Origin of the sequence: Epilithonimonas xixisoli (genome assembly GCF_004365655.1) — a bacterium.
GTDB lineage: Bacteria > Bacteroidota > Bacteroidia > Flavobacteriales > Weeksellaceae > Epilithonimonas > Epilithonimonas xixisoli.
Genome location: NZ_SOEO01000001.1, coordinates 925056 through 944022 on the forward strand (window position 1 = coordinate 925056; position 18967 = coordinate 944022).

Sequence of the window (18967 nt, forward strand, 5' to 3'; positions counted from 1 at the left end):
CATTCGTCATAACCGAAAATCTATTAATTTAGATTTTCGGTTTTTAATTTATGGACATATTAAAAAATATCTATCAACATCCTTCCCTCTCAGAAAACAAATTGAGAGTGATTTTCAATAATTTTAAAAATGTTGCTATTGTATTTCTTCTGATTATAAGTGTAAAAGGAAATTCTCAAATAAATACTAAATACATTGAAATAAGAAACTCTTGGGATTCTTGTTTTGTCGAAATTGAAAATAAAACAAATAAAAACTTGATCTTATTCTTGAATTTAAGAAAGAGTGAATATAAAATTTCCTCTAAGAAATTGCAGATTATCGATGATTTTTATGCTCCTTATTCTCAAATTAATACGAGTAATTATAATGATTGCATGAAAATTTCTGAAACCAAGATAAAATATATTCAGAATAAATATAATTTGAGTCACGATGATGCGGTTAATTTCCTATTTAAAATAAATTCCGTAGTAGTTATTCCGAAAAATAAAAAAAGAATTATTGGATTTAAAATGTTTAATTATTTTGAATATGAAAAAAATCATTTTCCAGACGATGAATATTTTCTTTCAACAAAGATTAGATTTAAAAATCCAATCTTTAAATTTCCTAAGCAATACTTAGATTCTCTAAGCAAAAAACACCAAATAATTGATGAAATCAATTTACCAATAACAAAAATCGATATTAATAAATTTTATTCTAAAATAAATATTGATTCAATTATTGAGAACTCTAATGTATCTTCGGATGAAAATTGCAATCTTGTTTTCAAAAGAAAATAAATAATTATTCATCAACAGAAATTTATTACTTTACATTTTCGGTTTTTATTTATGGACATATTAAAAAATATCTATCAGCATCCCGCATTTTCAGAGGAAGATTTGAAATTGATATTTGAAAAGCACGAGAAAATGTTTTTCAAAAAAGGTGAATTCTTCTTGAAAGAAAATGAAGTTTCCAATGAGTATTTCGTTTTGGAAAGCGGTGTTGCGCGTTCTTTCGTTTTTGATGTTAATAATAATGACATCACAATCAATTTTTTTACAGAATCCGACATTGTGATAGAAGCGTCCTCGATTTTTCAAAGAATTCCATCGATGGAAAACATTCAGGCAGAAACCGATTGCGTGGCTTGGAAGATTGATTATGATGATTTTCAGAATTTATTTTTGACAATTCCTGCGCTTGCAGAATGGGGAAGAGCGTGGATGTCTTACCAGCTGTTTTATTTAAAACAGAAATCTGTGGAAGTGATAACCAAATCTGCAACAGAACGTTATCTGGATTTAATTAAAGCAAAACCAGAAGTTCTAAAATTTGCTCCACTCAAAAATATTGCTTCCTTTCTTGGGATTACAGACACTTCGCTAAGTAGGATAAGAAAAGAAATTATTAAGGGATAAATCACCAATTTTCTCTTTTAATTTAGAAAATAAAAAAGTCAGCAATGTAAAAACTGCTGACTTTTCTTTTATCATATTCGTTGTGATTTACAATTTTGTAAGATCTTTACTTAGATTTTTCTTTTGCATTTTCTTAAAAATGACATTCGACATTATGATACTGATTTCATAAAGCAAAACCAACGGAAGTGCCGCCGCCATCATACTTAGAACATCGGCAGGTGTGATGATTGCCGCAACCACCATTATCAAAACAATCGCGTGGCGTCGGTAAGTTTTAAGGAATTTTGGTGTCAGGATTCCGATGGAAGTCAAAATGTAAACCGCTATCGGAAAAAGGAAAACAACGCCCATTCCTATCGTAACTTGCAGAAATAGAGTGGTGTAATCCGATAAATCAAACAATTGAACAATATTGTCCGAAACTTTGAAAAGTAATCCGAAGTTGATTGCGAAAGGCAGAATCAAAAAATAACCTGTCAAAACGCCACACATAAACAAAATCCAAACAGAATTGATGTAAAAAATAGAATTCTTTCTTTCCTGTGGCATCAATGCTGGGCTGATGAATCGCCAAATTTCCCAAACCAAATAAGGAAACGCCAAAACCAATCCCGAGAAAATGGAAACCGCCATCATCACATTGAACTGCTGAAACAATTGTTTCTGCTGAACGCTGAATTGCGCCGGCAAAATAAAACTGTCCGCTCCAGTCAACTCTCTGGAAAAATGATTCACCACTTTGAACGTGAAAAAATCACTCCTCGTAGGACCGAAAAAAATATGATCCATCACCCAATTGATATTGAATCCGACAATGATTGCAAATACCACAATTGCCAGAATAGATCTTACCAAATGCGATCTTAGTTCTCCAATATGCCCTAGAAAGGACATTTCCTTTTCTTCACTCATTATTTTATAAATGATAAATTATGATTGATAAATGATTTTCGACTTAATCTTTTACTTTTTTTCTTGTTTCTTTAATTAATGCCTTCATCCAGCAATTTATGAATATCAATAATACCAAAATATTGATCATCATTTGTCACTACCAATTGTCCGATATTGTATTCTTTTAAAATCTGCATCGCTTCTTTTGCAAGCTTATTTTTATCGATTGTTTTTGGGTTTTTGCTAATGATGTCAGAAGCTTTCACTTTCGAAATATCGTCTTGATTCAAGAGCATTCTTCGGATGTCACCATCTGTGATGACGCCGATGATCTTTCCGTTTTCTACAACAACAGTGATTCCGTGTTTGGATCCGCTGACAGAAATGATGACGTCTCGGATTGAAGTTTCAAGTCCAACTTCCGGTTTGTTATTAGAAACAAATTGCTCCACTTTCGCCGTCAGATTTTTTCCTAAACTTCCACCTGGATGGAACTTTGCAAAATCCACATCTTTAAAGCCTTTTAACTCCATCAGGCAAACCGCAAGCGCATCACCAAGAGCCATTTGCACCGTCGTTGAACTTGTTGGTGCCAATTTGTTTGGGCAAGCTTCTTTTTCTACGTGTGTATTGAGAATGATGTCCGACATTTTCCCCAATTTGCTGTCAGGATTTCCCGTCATCCCAATCAAAGCGGTAGAATATTCTTTCAGAAAAGGCAAAAGATTCACAATCTCTGCAGAGTTTCCCGAGTACGAAATGCACAGTACAATATCTTGTTTTTGGATCACGCCAAGGTCGCCGTGGATGGCTTCTGCAGCGTGTAAAAATTGCGAAGGTGTGCCGGTAGAATTGAGTGTGGCTACAATCTTATTGGCAACGTGTGCGGATTTTCCAATGCCCACGACAATTAGTTTTCCTTTGGACTCATTGATGGCGAGAACACTTTTTACAAAGCTTTCATTCAGGCGGTTTCGAAGGCTGGTAAGTTCCCCAATTTCAATATCCAGCGCCTGGTGCGCATTAAACAGAATTTCTTTAGGATTCAAAATTTTATAATGTTTAATTATTTTTTTTAATAATATTTATTTTGTATCTTCACGGTAACATTTTTAAACAGAATTAATGAAGTTTTTAGGCTTCATTTTTTTATCCCATAAACTTAAGGATTTTTACTATTAATGTAATACCTTCGACAAAATGCAAATTTAGCAAACTATATTAAAGGATGGACACAAAAGACATCAACTTATCTGCTGAACTCAAAAAATATTTTGGATTTTCTAAATTCAAAGGGCAGCAAGAGCTAATTATAAATGAACTTTTAAGTGGCAAAGATATATTTGTTTTGATGCCAACTGGCGGCGGGAAATCACTTTGCTATCAGTTGCCAGCATTGATTTCTGAAGGAACTGCCATCGTGGTTTCACCTCTGATCGCTTTGATGAAAAATCAAGTGGATGCCGTAAACGGACTTTCTTCTGACGAAGGTGTAGCGCACGTCCTTAACTCTTCGTTAAATAAAACCCAAACGAAACAAGTGATGGATGACATCACAGCTGGTAAAACCAAATTGCTTTATGTTGCGCCAGAATCTCTCATCAAGGAAGAGTATGTGGAGTTTTTGAAAGCGGTTAAGATTTCCTTCGTCGCAATAGATGAAGCGCATTGTATCTCAGAATGGGGACACGATTTCCGACCGGAATATAGAAATCTGAAAGGTATAATTGATAAAATTGCAGATGTTCCCGTTATTGCTTTGACGGCAACTGCGACCCCAAAAGTGCAGGACGATATCCAAAAAACTTTAGGGATGAACAATGCTTTGGTTTTCAAGGAAAGTTTCAACAGAGCTAATCTGTATTACGAGATTCGTCCGAAAGTGAATGTGGACAAAGAAATTGTAAGATTTATCAATCAACACAAAGGAAAATCTGGAATCGTCTATTGTTTGAGTAGGAGAAAAGTGGAGGAGTTTGCCCAACTTTTACAAGTGAACGGAATCAATGCTTTGCCATATCACGCAGGACTTGACCAAAAACTGAGGGTTGCAAACCAAGACAAATTCCTAATGGAAGAGGCTGATGTCATCGTAGCAACTATCGCTTTTGGAATGGGAATCGATAAGCCGGATGTTAGATTTGTAATCCATTATGATATTCCAAAATCTTTGGAAAGCTACTATCAGGAAACTGGTCGTGCGGGAAGAGATGGCGGAGAAGGCCATTGTCTGGCTTTCTATGATCCCAAAGATATTGAGAAATTAGAGAAATTTCTGGCACAAAAACCTGTTTCCGAACGTGAAATTGGACTGCAGTTATTGAATGAAGTTGTAGGTTACGCAGAGACATCTATGAGCAGAAGACAGTATTTGCTTTATTATTTTGGCGAGCGATTTGACCCTGTGACTGGCGAAGGTGCGCTGATGTGCGACAATTCTCAAAATCCACCTAAGTTAAAAGATGCGGCGCAAGATTTGAAAAAAGTTCTGGAAATGATAAAATCTTTAGGGGAGAAATTCCGGACAAAAGATTTGATTTCTATTATTTCTGGTAAAGAGTCTGCTGTTACAAAATCATATAAATTAGAACAGACAGGATTTTTTGGATTTGGAAAATCCGAAAGTGATAATTATTGGAAGTCTATCATAAGACAAGCCACCGTTCAGGATTTCCTTCGAAAAGATATTGAAACCTATGGTGTTTTGAAAATTTCTGAAAAAGGAAAAGAATTCATCAGTGGAAAAACCGAACAGTCTTTTCTCATTGCAGAAGACAGGGAGTACGATCTCGTGCAGTCCAAAGCGAAAGCGGATAATGAGCAGATTCAAACCCAAGCTGGGGGCGGATTGGATCAATTGTTATTTGGACAATTGAAAGATTTGCGCAAGACAGTTGCAAAGAAATATGGGATTCCGCCTTACACGGTTTTTATGGACCCAAGTTTGGAAGATATGACCGTTCAATATCCCATTACAGTAGAGGAAGTTGCTAAAATCTATGGTGTTGGCGAAGGAAAAGCACGAAAATATGGGAAGGAGTTTGCGGATTTTATCAAGAAATATGTGGATGAAAATGAGATAGAAAGAACGCAGGATTTGGTAATGAAACAAGTGGCTAATAAATCCAGTCACAAGGTTTTTATCATTCAAAATACCGATAAAAAAATTGATCTTGAAGATATTGCAAAAGCTAAGAATCTGAGTATGACAGAGCTTTTGTCTGAGATGGAAAGTATCATTTATCAAGGAACAAAACTCAATATCGATTATTACATCAATGAGAATTTTGATGAAGATATTGTAGAAGAATTTATGGATTTTATGAAAAATTCTGAAAGCGACAGTATGAAAACTTTGCTTGCGGAATATGGTGATGATTTGACGGATGAAGAAGTTAGGATCTTAAGAATTAAGTTTATAAGTGACGTGGCGAATTAATTTTAAAATCAAAATGAAATGAATTCTGATTTTATTAATGAAAAAAAAGAACTTCTGCAATGGATTTCTGAATTGCAAGATGAAGAAACGATTTTGGAGATTTTGAAAATCAAAAATGATTTTGAAAGTTTGGTTAAGGAGTCAAAGTCAGAATACATTGTAGCCGATGATTTTGAAGAAAGATGGGCAAAAGGTTTGACTTCTGAGCAATCTAGAGCAGAAACGAAACGTAGAATCAATGAATGGTGGGGGAAATAGAGGTTATTTACTCATCAAATTTTAGAGATTATGTTGATGAATTAGCTAGAATTTTATATAAAATTGGCTATTTTGGATTTTTGGAAAATGCTCATCGATATACAGATAGGATTTATGATTTTATTGATGATAATATTGACAAACCTATCTCAAAATATTCACCTGAAAAATTCCAAAAATTCGGAAAACATTACATAAAATACAAAGCCAACGAAAACACAACTTGGTATATCTTCTTCGATAGAAAAGACAATCGTTTTCTAATCAATCATATTCTGAATAATCATTCAACCGATTTTCCAGAATTATTATAACAAATGAAAAAATCCATTATTTTCATATTACCAGACTTGGAAACTGGCGGCGCAGAGCGCATTGTGACCACCATTGCAAATCACCTGCCGAGAGACAAATTTTCTCCAGCTATTCTTTTGCTAAGGAAAGAAGGCGGTTATCTGGAGTTGTTGAAGTCTGATGTCGAAATTATCGACATCCAAACGCCAAGAATTCGGCATTCTCTCAAACCGATTCTATTGGAAATCAAACGCAGAAAACCGGATATTGTGTTTTCTGGTTTCGGAGAAGTGAATGCTTACTTGTCACTCTTTATCAAACTTTTTCCCAATACAAAATTCATTGCAAGAGAAACCAATGTGGTGTCGCAACACGTTACAAGAAAAGAAATCCGATTTTTCTATAAATTCTATAATAATTACAGCAGAATCATTGCGCAAAGTAATGATATGGAAATTGATTTGATAAAGAATTTTGACATCAAAAATAACAAATTAATTAAGATTAATAATCCTGTAGATATCAATTATATAGAAGAAAAATTAGCTGAATCCGAACGTCCAGCAGAATTTTCTCATCAGCACAAAAACGTTGTAGCCATCGGAAATCTTTCGGCTAGAAAAGGTTTTGATAACTTGCTGAAAGTTTTTACGAGACTAAAAAATCAAAATATCCTGCTTCATATTTTAGGGGACGGAAAAGATAAAGAGATGCTTTTGCAAATGAAGGAAATGCTTGGTTTGGATCACGTCATTTTTCATGGGAAAAAGAGCAATCCGTATCAATATCTCAAGTTTGCAGATCTTTTCATTTTGTCTTCGCGGTACGAGGGTTTTCCCAATGTTCTTTTGGAAGCAGGAACGTGTGGCGTCTATTCATTGGCGAACAACTGTCCTGGTGGAATAGATGAAATCATTGTCGATCAAGTGAATGGTGAAATTTCAAATATTGAAAGTTATGATGATTTTGCTGAAAAAATAAAGCACGCAGTTCATAGAAACAACGACAAAGAAAATATTAAAGCCTCGATAAAATCTCGTTTTTCTAAAGAAATAATCCTGAAAAAATACGAAGATCTGCTTTGGAATATTTAAGAACTTCATATCTATAAATATAAAATTCCTGAATCTTACTTCAGGAATTTTTCTTTTGCTAATTCGAAAACTCTTTTATCAATTGGGAGTTGAAACGGATTGTCACCATTGAGGTCAAACCATTCCGATCTTTCTATGCAAGGATCAAGAATTAACAAGTCCTGCTCATTTAGGATTTCTGCCAGATAATAGATGGTAATCAGTTGCTCATTGTCCCGAAATCTGGAAACCAGAAAATCGTCTTGTGTGTAGAAGTGCTCTGTAACATTGATGTCAAGATTCAACTCTTCTTGGAATTCTCTTTTCAAACATTCTATCATGCTTTCCCCGAATTCCAAACCGCCACCGGGCAATTTTGTAAGAAAATCTCCTGCATATTCCTCGTGCAGCGCAAGAATTTTGTTGTCCTTAATACAAAGCGCATAAACACGAATGTTAATTTTATCGATCATAAAAGTGATTTGTGATGTCTAATTTAGGAAAATTATTTTTTCCAGGCGTTTATCATTTCTCTTTTTCCTGGAGGACCTTGTTTTTTCTCAACTTCAAAACCTAATTCTATCAAAAGCCTTCGCACACTACCTTTAGAAGAATATGTGGTAAGTAATCCGCTAGGTTTCATTTTGTCTGCAACGATTTCTAACAATTCCTTCTCCCAAAGGTCCGGCTGTACTCTCGCTCCGAAACAGTCAAAATAAACCAAATCAATAGGTGGCAAATCGAGATTCTTAATATTATAAAAATCACTTTTCAACTTTGTAAGAGAAAAATCTGAATCTAAACTGACGGATTTTTCCCATTCCGTTTCGTGGATTTTTAATGACAAATCTTTGACTATTTCCTTCGAAAATAATTCTGAATAAGATAATTCTGAAGCTTCATGAAAAAAAATTGGATATTTTTCTACCCCGAAATAATTAATTTTATGATTTTTATCATTTCGCAAATATGCATCAAATGTTACCAAAACGTTAAGACCTGTTCCAAAACCTAACTCTAAAATATTAATTTCATAACTATTTATTAAATTAAGTCCATTATTAATAAATACATGGTTCGCCTCTTGTAATGCCCCATGTTTGGAGTGGTAAGTCTCTTCTAATCCGTTGATTAATAGTGTTTTGCTTCCGTCGCTGGTACTGATTAATTCTCTTTTCAAAGTATTTTTTTACAAAATTAAACTAAATTTTGATTATTGAAAAATTATTATATATTTGTAATACCTCAACAAAAAATTAAAAAATGATAATTCAAAAATCTACAAATCCAAGAATTTCTACGTTTGATCCTACAAATTTTGCATTTGGGAGTACATTCGTAGATCATATGATTATTTGTGAATACGAGAATGGAAAATGGGGGGATCTGCAATTGGTTCCTTATGGTCCAATCGGTTTTACCCCTGCAATGATGGGGGTCAATTACGGACAGGCTTGTTTTGAAGGAATGAAGGCTTACAAAGATAAGGATGATCAAATCTTCCTTTTTCGCCCGGAAAAGAACTTTGAACGTATTAACAAATCCGCAAAAAGATTAGCAATTCCTGAGATTTCGGAAGAGATATTTATGGAAGGACTGAAAGCTTTGGTGGATATTGATAGAGATTGGATTCCTCATGGAGAAGGAATGTCTCTTTATTTAAGACCACTATTGTTTGCTACAGAAGAAGCTTTGAAAGCTAGAATTTCTGAAAAGTATATGTTTGCGATCGTTGCAACGCCAGCAAAAAATTATTACACGGCTCCGGTATCTGTTAAGATTGCAGACCACTATTCCAGAGCGGCAAGTGGAGGTGTAGGTGCTGCAAAAGCGGCAGGAAATTACGCTGCATCTTTCTACCCAACTCAATTGGCAATAGAGGAAGGCTACGAGCAAATCATCTGGACAGACGATTGTTCTCACGAGTATTTTGAAGAAAGTGGAACGATGAATGTTTTTGTGAGAATCAACGATACCATTTATACACCGAAAACTTCAGATAAAATCTTAGATGGTGTTACCAGAGATAGTTTTATCAAGTTGGCCAAGAAAAGAGGAATTGAAGTTGTAATTGGAGATGTAAAAGTTTCTGATGTTGTAGAAGCTCAGAAAAACGGAACTTTGAAAGAAGTTTGGGGTGTGGGAACTGCGGTTGTGACAAGTGTTTTTCAGGCTTTAGGCTATCAGGGAGAGCATTTGGTTTTGCCAACACTTTCCGATGACGAGAGCTATGCATCATTACTGAAAAATGATCTTGTGGATATCCAGACCAATCTTGCGGAAGACACTTTCGGATGGAGAGTTTTGGTAGAAGAGCAAGTTTACAGCGTATAGATTTAAATTAATATAATTAAATTGAGAATGAAAACCGGAAATTGCTTCCGGTTTTTGTTTTTTGATAACAATTAAGTCTATTAAAATTCTTAATTTCGCAAAAGCTTTTTGATACATATCGAAGAGCAAATCGGAAAGATGAAAAACTTATTTTATACATTCATTTTAGTTTTGACTGCAGCCTGTGCAAAGCAAACGCCTGTACAACAGCCTGCCGAGCTGCATCTATCTGAAAGTGAAATGGAAACTTCTAAAAACCGAACCAAAGATCTGAACAATTTGGAAAGAACCCAGATTGAAGATTGGATCAAGTTTCAGGAAGTAAAATATTACCCGATGGGAATGAACTATTGGGTGAATATTCAAAATCTGGATCAGCAACCTCGTAAAAATAACGGTGAGATTGTTTCTTATCAATATCACATTTACGATTTTGATAGAGTGAAACTCTACGAAACTCCGATTGCAAATAAAAATGTTCAATTTGGACGTTTCAAAGAATTGGATGCTGTAGAAGATGTGATCCGGTATTTGAAAAAAGGTGAAGAAGCAGAAATTCTTGTTCCTTCGGTTTTGGCCTATGGAACCTATGGCGACAGCAAAAAAATAACCAACGATATGCCTTTGATCATTAAGGTAAAAGTATTGTAAAGTAACGATTATAAAACAATGAAAAAAATTATAGCACTTTCTATAACATTATTAACATTATTAAATTGTAAAACATTGGAAATAGACAAAGAAGTTTATAAAGGTCTGCCAGACGGACTTTATGGAAATTTTGTAACAAGCAAAGGTGAAATTTTGGTAAAATTCGAAGATGAAAAATCTCCAGTTACGGTTGCCAATTTTGTAGGTCTTGCAGAAGGAAAAATCGAGAACAAATCCAAGAAAAAAGGAGAGCCTTTTTATGATGGAACTATCTTCCACAGAGTGATCAAAGATTTTATGATTCAAGGTGGAGATCCACAAGGAACTGGAATGGGAGATCCAGGATACAAATTCGGTGATGAGAAAAATGACCTTCAACACACTGGAAAAGGAATTTTATCTATGGCGAATTCTGGACCAAATACCAACGGTTCCCAATTCTTCATCACTGAGGTTGCAACGCCTTGGTTAGACGGAAGACACACTATTTTTGGTAAAGTTGTTGGCGGTTTGCCAGTGATTGATTCTATTGCAAACGTAGAAAAAGGAGCTCAGGACAAACCGAAAACTGATATTGTTTTGACAAAAGTTGCCGTTTTCAGCAAAGGTGATGCTTACAAAAAATACGATGCTGCAAAAATCTTCGAAGAAGGTAAATCTAAAATCGAAGAAAAAAATAAAGCTTATTTAGCTAAAGCTGAAGAGGAAAAAGCAAAAAAGTTAGCTGAGTTTGCTGCTAATCAGGAAAAATTGGTTAATGACATGAAAGCTGGAATGCAATCAACTGCTTCTGGACTTTTTTATAAAATCACGAAAACGACTGCAGGTGTAAATCCAACACCGGGACAAACTGTTGCCGTGCATTACGCTGGAAAATTGATCAACGGTGAAGAGTTTGATAATTCTTTCAAAAGAAATGCGCCAATCGATATTCCAATCGGCGTTGGACAAGTCATCAAAGGTTGGGACGAAGGGATTCTTCTATTGAAAGAAGGTGAAACTGCAACTCTATTGATTCCGCCAGCTTTAGGTTACGGAGAAAGAGGCGCAGGAGGTGTGATTCCACCAAACTCTTGGTTGGTTTTTGATGTAGAATTGGTTAAGATTAACTAATCAAACATTATAGATAAAAAAGGAGCGAAAATTAAATTCGCTCCTTTTTTTTGTTCATTGGATTTAGTTTGCAACTTTTGTACGGCAACACTTGCTTTCAAACTCAGATTTGATTTTATTTTTTAGTTCGGAGTAATCTTCATCACTCAAAGTTCTGATTCTGTCTGCGAAACCAAAAGGTGTTCTTTCCTTCACATCGTATTCGTCAAAAATCCCTTTTACGAATGCTTTTCTTCTTTGTGCTTTTTTAGCGATAACTGCTATTACGGCCAATCCTGCGATTGCCAAAATTCCTTTTTTCATTATTTTAAAATTTTACGTTTTACATTTAGGAAGACGCTAACTGGTTTGGTTTACTTTAAAATATTTTTTTAGGTTAATGACAGATTCTATTAATATAATCGGAATTAGGCTTTCTAATTTTTGTTTTTCAAGCTTTGAATTTATTAAATTTGTTCTGTGAAGGATTACTATTACTTTCTCGGAATTCCTCAAAATGCTTCTGCAGAAGACATCAAAAAAGCCTATCGAAAACTCTCTCTGAAGTATCATCCGGATAAGAATGAGAACGATGACTTTTTCTCGGATCGTTTTAAGGAAATCAAAGAAGCTTATGAAACTTTGATGGATGCGGGAAGAAGAAAGTTGTACGACCGAAATCTTTCCAGCCAGCAGAGAAATGTGAAAAGCATTCTACCACCGAAAATCAAGAATTTTTCTGCGAGTAAAATTCGTGCGAAAGCAGGCGAAGAAATTACCGTTTATTGGAATACTTATGATGCAGATTTGGTGAAGATAATACCTTTCGGATTGGAGAAGCCCAACGGTGAAAGGACCATTAGAATTAAAGAATTTGACTCTCAAGGGAAATTTCAGATTTTGCTCCACGCTACGAATACTGTGCTTCATAAAACCATAGTTCAAGGAATTACGATTACAGAATTGGCGGAAAGTCAATCGGATTCTTTTGAGAAAGAAACGTTGAGCAATTCGACAAATACCTACCAACAAACGCAAAAAAAAGAAACCAAATCACAAAGATTGGTTTCTCTCATTATATTTTTAGCATTGGTTGCTATGATTATTGTATGGCTGTTAGCTGATTTTTAATCTGCCCGGACATTTTTTACAACGTTTTCCTTTTTTAAATTTTTTACAACATTTTTTCTTGTCACAATACATCATTTCGTCATTTCTGAAAGCTGGCGCGAGTGGTGCAATTTTGAATGCTATAACTTGTGGAATCATAGCTGCAAATATAAGTTAATTTAGAATAAATACAAATAGAAAATTAATTTTTTGTTATTTTATCCACAATGCTTTCAGAGAGTTATCGGAGATTATTTTAAATAAGGCGCCATCACTTTTGTCCAAAGCTTATAACCTTCGGGTTTCATATGAAGCATATCATCCAGAAAAATATCGGTGCGGACTTTTCCTTCTGAATCATTCATGATCTCAGTAATATCAATGTATTCTGCGCGCTTTTGAGTTTTAAGATAAGATTCTATCATCTGATTGACTTCCTTTACAATTGGCCAAAATTGCTGACGGCTTGGAGAAAGTTTAATGGAAACATAAGCAACTGGAACTCTCGGATATTTCTGGCGAATCTTCCTGAAAAATGTTTTAAATCTTTCGAAAACTTCTGCTGCAGTTGGATTATCCGTCGCTACGTCATTTTCTCCGCAATAGATAATAATTTGTCTCGGTTTGTAAGGATCCAAAAGGTCATCTGCATAATAATTCAAATCCAGTAATCTTGACCCGCCAAAAGCACGATTGACAATGTTTTTGTTAGGAAAATATTCATTCACATCTTTCCAATACGTGAAAGAAGAACTTCCCACCAAAAGTATTGGTTTTTTAGAAATCGGATTTTCTTTATTAATTTTTTTAAATTCCTGAACTTCTTTCCAAAATGGTTTTTCCTGACCGAAAAACAAGAGAGAGTTGAGAATAAAAGCTAGGAATAGAATTCTTTGGAAAAGGTGTTTGTTCAATTTCATTTTTAAATTTTTTTGAAGTTTCAAGGTACAAAAAAACAGTTGCTTTTGGCAACTGTTCCTTGGGTTTTATAATTTGTTAAGAGTATTAATCAACAATAAATTTAGTGTTCAATTCTCCCGTTTTCAAGATGTAAACACCTTTTGGCAAATTTTTCAAAGTCAATGTATTTCCATTTTGGAAGGGATTCTCAATCGTTTGTACGTTTTGTCCAACCGTATTGTAGATGAATGCTTTTTTGAATTGTTTCAAATCTTTGTCACCAGTCACAGTAATTGTGCTTCCTTTCACAGGATTTGGAGCAATTTGTAGATTTTTAGAGAAAGAAGCATCATCCACAGCCATCACAGTTCCCCAGATTTGCGCAATATATTCTGGATGATCTACAAATGGGTTTCTGTTTTTTTGATAGTTGTAAACCGCATTGTTTCTGTCGATTTCTTTCAGAGAAACAGGATCTTGCTGATGCCATCTCAACAACATGTTTAAGAAAGGTTCTTTGAAAACTTTGGTTTTAGATCCATCATACATGTCGTAAACAAAACTCTGAATTTCGTTTTCATAACGTGTAGCAAAATAGAAATAGATTCTGGCAATATCACCTTTAAACTCATTGATTGGTTCGAAAACAATTCCGCCATAGCCATTTAGTTTACTGTTTCCCAATTTAGAGCCGTTTTTTGAAGTCCAGCTTGCAGTTCCCACTTCACCATAAGGATAGTTACTTCTTTTTCCGTTGACTTGATAATCCGTTGCTAATAGATGATGATAGTCATTATGCATCGGCGTTCTATCATCAAACGTAGATTTAGGAATTGTGTGTTCTCTGTTGTAGCAAGTTCCTTCAGGACCATTTGATGAACCACACTGATCTGTTACGATTGTATAATTGTAAGGATCTGTACCTGTCGGATTTTCGGAATAAATATCCATAACAGAGTTATCATTCTCATAGTATTTATCTCTGTCCGCCGTAGCGAAAACTACCCAGTTGTAGTTTTTGTCTTGATGACCGTTTGTAACAATGTCTCTAAGTTTTGTTTTTAAAGGGAAACCTGTGAGACCAGTTGTTTGGCTGTAATAACCTGTTGGGATTTGGGCATTCATAAAACCCGAAAAACCAACTAAAAGTAAAAGAATAGATTTTTTCATTTCAAGAAAAATTATTTAGGGCGACTAAGGTATAAAATATATTAATAGCAAAAGTAATGAGTTCTTAACAAGGTAGAAGATTCTTTATAATTATATTGATTTTATTCTTGTTAAAATGGTTAATGGAAATTATTTACTTATGAAATAAAAAAAAGACAGAAAATAATTCCTGTCTTTTAGCTATGATAATTTTTATTAATTAATCGATAATAAACTTGGTGTTTAATTCTCCAGTTTTTAGGATATAAACGCCTTTTGGTAAATTATTAAGTTTAATTGTATTTCCGTTTTGGAAAGGATTTTCAATTGTTTGAACATTTTGACCAATCATATTATAGATCATTGCCGTTTTGAATTGTTTCAAATCCTTGTCGCCAGAAACAGAAATTACATTTCCTTTCACAGGATTTGGTGCGATGCTCAAATTTTTAGAAAAGTTAGCATCATCCACAGCAAGTGGAGAAGTTCCCCAAATACTAGTAACCCATTCTGGATGATCGATGAAAGGGTTTCTATTTTTTTGATATAGATATGCAGAATTATTTCGATCGATTTCTTTTTGAGAAACAGGATCTTGCTGATGCCAAAGTAAAAGAATGTTTAGTTCCCAAGTTACAAGACCTTGATTAACATTACTTGTGTTTAGAATGTTACCACTAGAAAAACCAGAAAGTTGACTCTGATAACGTGTTACAAAATACAAAAGGCATCTTGCAATATCTCCCTTGAACTCATTGATAGGCTCAAAAACAGAACCACTGTATGTAGAGCCTGGCGTTGCGTTAGGTCCTACTTTTCCACCATTTTTAGAAGTGTAGCTAGGATTGTTCACTCTACCAAACGGATAGTTGCTTCTCATTCCATTCACTTTACCATCTGTAGGCAGAACGTGATGGATGTCACTTCTCATTGGTAGTCTTTGATTGAATAAACTTTGAGGAACAGTATGTTCTTTATTATAACAGTCGCCCTCAACAGAGTAGTTTCCACATTTTTTTTGACCAAAATTATAATTGTAAGGATCTGCGCCAGATGGATTCTCAGAGTAAATATCAAGAACGGTGTTATCCTTTTCATAATATTTATCAGCATCACTGGAAGGATATTGGCTATCTAAATCATCATAAGAATGCTGGCTGTAACCCGCTGTGATGATTTGGGATAATTTTGTTTTCAACGGATATCCAGTAAGTCCGGATGTGCCGTCGTAATAACCTGTAGGAATCTGGGCATTCGCAAAGCCGAAGAATCCAGTCATTAAAATAAGGATAGATTTTTTCATTTGAAATAATTAGGGCGCTAAAGGTATAAAATTAATTAAACCAATGGTGTTATTAATTATTAACATAGGAGTTGTTAAGAAATAAAATTCGATATGTTTTATTTGCTTAAAATGTAATAGATAGTTAAGGTGAGTAATAAAATAAAAAAAGACAGAAAATAATTCCTGTCTTTTTTAAATTATAAATTTTACCTATTAGTCAATAATTAATTTGGTGTTTAATTCTCCCGCTTTCAAGATATAAACTCCTTTTGGTAAATTTTTCAGTATAATTTTCTGATTATTTTTTACATTGCTTATAGTTTGAACCAATTGACCAGTCAAATTATAAATTTTAACCTCTGCATCATTGCTAATCCCATTGATGAAAAGTTCATTGTTTCTTACAGGATTTGGATATACTGATATTATTTTGTTTGTAACTTCACCAGTAGCTAAAATTGTGTTTGGCCAAGTATTCTGAGCTTTCGGTCCGCCCCAGATTACGGTAGCAAGATATGGATTATCTATAAACGGGTTTCTATTTTTCTGTACGCCAAAGAAATGGTTGTTTCTTTGGATTTCAAATGCTGATACGGGATCTTCTGCATTCCATTTTAACAAAATATCAGCCATATCTGCTGAATAAGTAAATGGGCCTTTAGTAACATTTTTCGGTAAACATTGTGTAGGATACCTTACATAAGTGTACATTATGATTCTTGCAATATCACCTTTCCATTCGTCCCCAGGAAACCAACCTCCGTTGGTTGCATAAGCTGTCGCTCCTGATCCATCGGCAAAAAATAAATTTCCTCTGTTGCTATTTAATTGTATATCAGAAGGTCTTAAATGATGTCCATCTGAGCCAGCGCCAGATTGTCCCAATGCAGGAGTTCCTAAAGATTGTGCGAAAACGTGTTCTCTGTTCCAGCCACTTTCTGGGTTGGCCGCGCGACTTCTTTGGTGAATTCCTGAAGTCTGTGAACCATAAACTAACAAAATGTTATTCGGAACAGCAGGATCTTTGTCGCTAATTTTTAACTCATCTCGTAATTGAGAGTAACTGATTTTCACAGTATGGGTATTTGTAATCAACGTAGTAAGTTGTGTTTTTAGAGCATTACCTGTTTTTGTAAAATCAATTCCGTTGTAATACGACGGTGCGGTTTGTGCAAATATTACGATTGAAGTAATGATTGCTAAAAATGATAGTTTTATTTTCATATTAAAATTGTTTTTAGATGTTTATTGTTGCTAAAAAGGTCTCGTTGTGATAAATGCTTGCATTCTTATATTTATAGATATTAATGGATTCCGGAAATTCTAAAAATAATTCCTCTTTATCGTAATAAAGCTTTACATTATCTAATAAATATTCTTCATCAAAATAAACTTTCACAACTACAGGTTCAAAATTATTATTTAAAAAGAATGTATCTGTATCTTCTAATTGTAAATCTTTTTTTAAAATTCTAAGTACTTTAACTAAAAGCCCAGGATGGTTATTTCCCGCTCCAACAAATATTCTGTTTTCATTTTGATCTATTGAAATTACATACAATGGCAATTGATGTCCGCCACTTGATGTTTTTCTTCGTTGACCTAATTTAAAATTTTCAATTCCTTGGTGTCCACCAATCAATATACCATCAAATAGATCGTATGTTTTGGGAGTTGAATACCAAATTAATTCTTCTTTTTTGGTCAAAAAATTAAGAACATCTTCATTATACAATGATGATGAGGCAAGTATTTCTACAATTTGTCCTTTGTCTTTCATTTCTTAAAGCCCTTTATCAGTTATTCTATAATAATGAGAAACGGGCGACTAAGTTAATAAAAAAACGAATACGCAAATTTTTATTTTTCAGTCAGATAGCGTTTGTTGATTTTTGAAAACAAGAAAGAAATCGTAACTCCAAAGAACATTGCCACAGCGGAAACAATGAAATAATTGAAGAGTTCTATCTTCACAGGGAAAGCCAGATTCTCGCTTGCTCGGAAAAACCCGGTTTTTATCTGAACAAAAGAAATAGCAGATCCAATTATCAACCCGCAAAGCACTCCAAAGAAAACAATCAACAATCCTGTGAAGAAATAAGTCAGCCTCAAATCTCTTTTGCTAAAACCTAAAGCAATCAAAGATTTAGCTTGATCCTTTTTATCCAGTTGGAGAATCGTGATTGCGCCAGCCAAATTGAAAGTTGTAATGAAAATCACCAAACCAAAAATCAGATAGATCATCAACTTTTCAGTATTGATCATTTTCCAAAAAGCCGCATTTTCCTCAGATTTTGTGTTGACGATGATTTTATTTCCAAATTCTTGCGTCAGTTTTGATTTGATAAGATTAGAATTTGCTGGATTTTTCAGTTTGATAACAATTTGATAGCAAGCTGATTTCGGCAATCCCAAAAGTTCCTGAGCCAATTCCAAAGGTGAAACGATATAATTATCCAACTGGTCATTTCCGGGAAAAATCCCGCTCACATAGATGTCTTTTTTGTTGAAAATATCATTTTCCTGTTGGATGATTCCTTTTCCTGGTTTCGGCATCAAGATCGTTGCAAAATCCTGAGTAGAGTTCACAGGAAGTGATAGTCGGTTGTCCAAACCATTTTCCATAATGACTTCATTATTGTATTTGAAGTCCGGATATTTCCCGTAGAAAACACTTTCATTGATAGGATTCACTTGTATGTAGGCCGAATCTACGCCTCGCAAATAGGCAATTTCACCATTATCTTTGTAGCCGAGATAGACCTTTTCCTCAATCACTTTTGAAAAATGAGAGATCTCAGAATTATTCTTTAGAGATTGACTTATTTTATCAATTTCAGGAAGTACTTTTCCTGTTTTGCTTTTTATCGTAAGATCCGCGTGAAGATTGGCGATCATATCCTTATTAAGTTCCTCCAAACCAGAAAAAACCGAAATAATAATGAACATAGCCGCCACCGCTGCAACCATAGCAAACGCCGCAAGCCACGTGATAAACGTCACTGCCGTACTTCCTTTTTTGGAAATCAGGTATCGGGATGCTATGTAAAAAGCATTTTTCAAACTCGCGAAA

The 18967-nt window shown here is 34.4% G+C and carries 21 protein-coding genes; 10 read left to right on the forward strand and 11 right to left on the reverse strand.

The window, feature by feature from the left end; genetic code table 11:
- Nucleotides 1–50 precede the first annotated feature (50 nt).
- Together B0I22_RS04260 and B0I22_RS04265 are read left to right on the forward strand one after the other, a co-directional pair.
- On the forward strand, nt 51–788 hold the full coding sequence (locus B0I22_RS04260) for a hypothetical protein (RefSeq protein ID WP_133943413.1): 738 nt from the start codon (nt 51–53) through the stop codon (nt 786–788).
- A 51-nt stretch (nt 789–839) separates the two neighbouring features.
- Nucleotides 840–1412: a Crp/Fnr family transcriptional regulator gene (locus B0I22_RS04265; RefSeq protein WP_133943414.1), complete on the forward strand. Its 573-nt coding sequence runs from the start codon at nt 840–842 to the stop codon at nt 1410–1412.
- Between the two features lie 87 nt (nt 1413–1499).
- On the opposite strand, the gene tatC is transcribed toward B0I22_RS04265, so the two are convergent.
- Complete coding sequence (gene tatC, locus B0I22_RS04270; protein ID WP_133943415.1) at nt 1500–2327, reverse strand: twin-arginine translocase subunit TatC; 828 nt, start codon at nt 2325–2327, stop codon at nt 1500–1502.
- Between the two features lie 71 nt (nt 2328–2398).
- On the reverse strand, nt 2399–3358 hold the full coding sequence (locus B0I22_RS04275) for a KpsF/GutQ family sugar-phosphate isomerase (protein ID WP_133943416.1): 960 nt from the start codon (nt 3356–3358) through the stop codon (nt 2399–2401).
- Between the two features lie 179 nt (nt 3359–3537).
- Here B0I22_RS04275 and recQ point away from each other — a divergent pair, with 179 nt between their 5' ends.
- Genes recQ through B0I22_RS04295 form a run of 4 tightly spaced genes read left to right on the forward strand, consistent with a single transcriptional unit; the run spans nt 3538 to nt 7394 of the window.
- Nucleotides 3538–5748: a DNA helicase RecQ gene (recQ, locus tag B0I22_RS04280; RefSeq protein WP_133943417.1), complete on the forward strand. Its 2211-nt coding sequence runs from the start codon at nt 3538–3540 to the stop codon at nt 5746–5748.
- An 18-nt stretch (nt 5749–5766) separates the two neighbouring features.
- Nucleotides 5767–6006 carry a hypothetical protein gene (locus tag B0I22_RS04285; RefSeq protein WP_133943418.1) on the forward strand — a complete coding sequence of 80 codons (240 nt, stop codon included), beginning with the start codon at nt 5767–5769 and terminating at the stop codon, nt 6004–6006.
- Nucleotides 5991–6320: a hypothetical protein gene (locus B0I22_RS04290; RefSeq protein WP_133943419.1), complete on the forward strand. Its 330-nt coding sequence runs from the start codon at nt 5991–5993 to the stop codon at nt 6318–6320. Before B0I22_RS04285 ends, B0I22_RS04290 begins: the two co-directional genes overlap by 16 nt.
- 3 nt (nt 6321–6323) lie before the next feature.
- Nucleotides 6324–7394 carry a glycosyltransferase gene (locus B0I22_RS04295; RefSeq protein WP_133943420.1) on the forward strand — a complete coding sequence of 357 codons (1071 nt, stop codon included), beginning with the start codon at nt 6324–6326 and terminating at the stop codon, nt 7392–7394.
- Between the two features lie 35 nt (nt 7395–7429).
- On the opposite strand, the gene B0I22_RS04300 is transcribed toward B0I22_RS04295, so the two are convergent.
- Both B0I22_RS04300 and mnmC2 read right to left on the reverse strand, forming a co-directional pair.
- On the reverse strand, nt 7430–7846 hold the full coding sequence (locus tag B0I22_RS04300; RefSeq protein ID WP_133943421.1) for an NUDIX domain-containing protein: 417 nt from the start codon (nt 7844–7846) through the stop codon (nt 7430–7432).
- A 32-nt stretch (nt 7847–7878) separates the two neighbouring features.
- Nucleotides 7879–8553, reverse strand: coding sequence for a tRNA (5-methylaminomethyl-2-thiouridine)(34)-methyltransferase MnmC2 (mnmC2, locus tag B0I22_RS04305; RefSeq protein WP_133943422.1), 675 nt, complete (start codon nt 8551–8553; stop codon nt 7879–7881).
- Nucleotides 8554–8636: 83 nt separating this feature from the next.
- Between mnmC2 and B0I22_RS04310 the strand changes: the two genes are divergently transcribed.
- The 3 genes from B0I22_RS04310 to B0I22_RS04320 all read left to right on the forward strand — a co-directional run bounded on the left by B0I22_RS04310 (nt 8637) and on the right by B0I22_RS04320 (nt 11471).
- Nucleotides 8637–9707, forward strand: a complete 1071-nt coding sequence (locus B0I22_RS04310; protein ID WP_133943423.1) for a branched-chain amino acid aminotransferase — start codon at nt 8637–8639, stop codon at nt 9705–9707.
- 138 nt (nt 9708–9845) lie between these two features.
- Nucleotides 9846–10358 carry an FKBP-type peptidyl-prolyl cis-trans isomerase gene (locus B0I22_RS04315; protein ID WP_133943424.1) on the forward strand — a complete coding sequence of 171 codons (513 nt, stop codon included), beginning with the start codon at nt 9846–9848 and terminating at the stop codon, nt 10356–10358.
- Nucleotides 10359–10376: 18 nt separating this feature from the next.
- Nucleotides 10377–11471 carry a peptidylprolyl isomerase gene (locus tag B0I22_RS04320; protein WP_133943425.1) on the forward strand — a complete coding sequence of 365 codons (1095 nt, stop codon included), beginning with the start codon at nt 10377–10379 and terminating at the stop codon, nt 11469–11471.
- Nucleotides 11472–11534: 63 nt separating this feature from the next.
- Here the strand turns inward: B0I22_RS04320 and B0I22_RS04325 are convergent, their stop codons facing one another.
- The gene (locus B0I22_RS04325) at nt 11535–11774 is read right to left on the reverse strand and encodes a hypothetical protein (RefSeq protein WP_133943426.1); all 240 of its coding nucleotides are present in this window, start codon (nt 11772–11774) and stop codon (nt 11535–11537) included.
- A 156-nt stretch (nt 11775–11930) separates the two neighbouring features.
- On the opposite strand from B0I22_RS04325, the gene B0I22_RS04330 reads away from it, so the two are divergent.
- Complete coding sequence (locus B0I22_RS04330; protein ID WP_133943427.1) at nt 11931–12581, forward strand: J domain-containing protein; 651 nt, start codon at nt 11931–11933, stop codon at nt 12579–12581.
- Nucleotides 12582–12811: 230 nt separating this feature from the next.
- Here the strand turns inward: B0I22_RS04330 and B0I22_RS04335 are convergent, their stop codons facing one another.
- The 6 genes from B0I22_RS04335 to B0I22_RS04360 all read right to left on the reverse strand — a co-directional run bounded on the left by B0I22_RS04335 (nt 12812) and on the right by B0I22_RS04360 (nt 18957).
- On the reverse strand, nt 12812–13480 hold the full coding sequence (locus tag B0I22_RS04335; RefSeq protein WP_133943428.1) for a GDSL-type esterase/lipase family protein: 669 nt from the start codon (nt 13478–13480) through the stop codon (nt 12812–12814).
- Nucleotides 13481–13565: 85 nt separating this feature from the next.
- A complete protein-coding gene (locus B0I22_RS04340) occupies nt 13566–14630 on the reverse strand; it encodes an endonuclease (protein WP_133943429.1) in 1065 nt (354 codons plus the stop codon).
- A 199-nt stretch (nt 14631–14829) separates the two neighbouring features.
- Nucleotides 14830–15912 carry an endonuclease gene (locus B0I22_RS04345; protein WP_133943430.1) on the reverse strand — a complete coding sequence of 361 codons (1083 nt, stop codon included), beginning with the start codon at nt 15910–15912 and terminating at the stop codon, nt 14830–14832.
- A 195-nt stretch (nt 15913–16107) separates the two neighbouring features.
- Nucleotides 16108–17118 carry an endonuclease gene (locus B0I22_RS04350; protein WP_133943431.1) on the reverse strand — a complete coding sequence of 337 codons (1011 nt, stop codon included), beginning with the start codon at nt 17116–17118 and terminating at the stop codon, nt 16108–16110.
- Nucleotides 17119–17131: 13 nt separating this feature from the next.
- Nucleotides 17132–17674: a tRNA methyl transferase PRC-barrel domain-containing protein gene (locus tag B0I22_RS04355; protein ID WP_133943432.1), complete on the reverse strand. Its 543-nt coding sequence runs from the start codon at nt 17672–17674 to the stop codon at nt 17132–17134.
- Nucleotides 17675–17754: 80 nt separating this feature from the next.
- Complete coding sequence (locus B0I22_RS04360; RefSeq protein WP_133943433.1) at nt 17755–18957, reverse strand: ABC transporter permease; 1203 nt, start codon at nt 18955–18957, stop codon at nt 17755–17757.
- Nucleotides 18958–18967 lie beyond the last annotated feature (10 nt).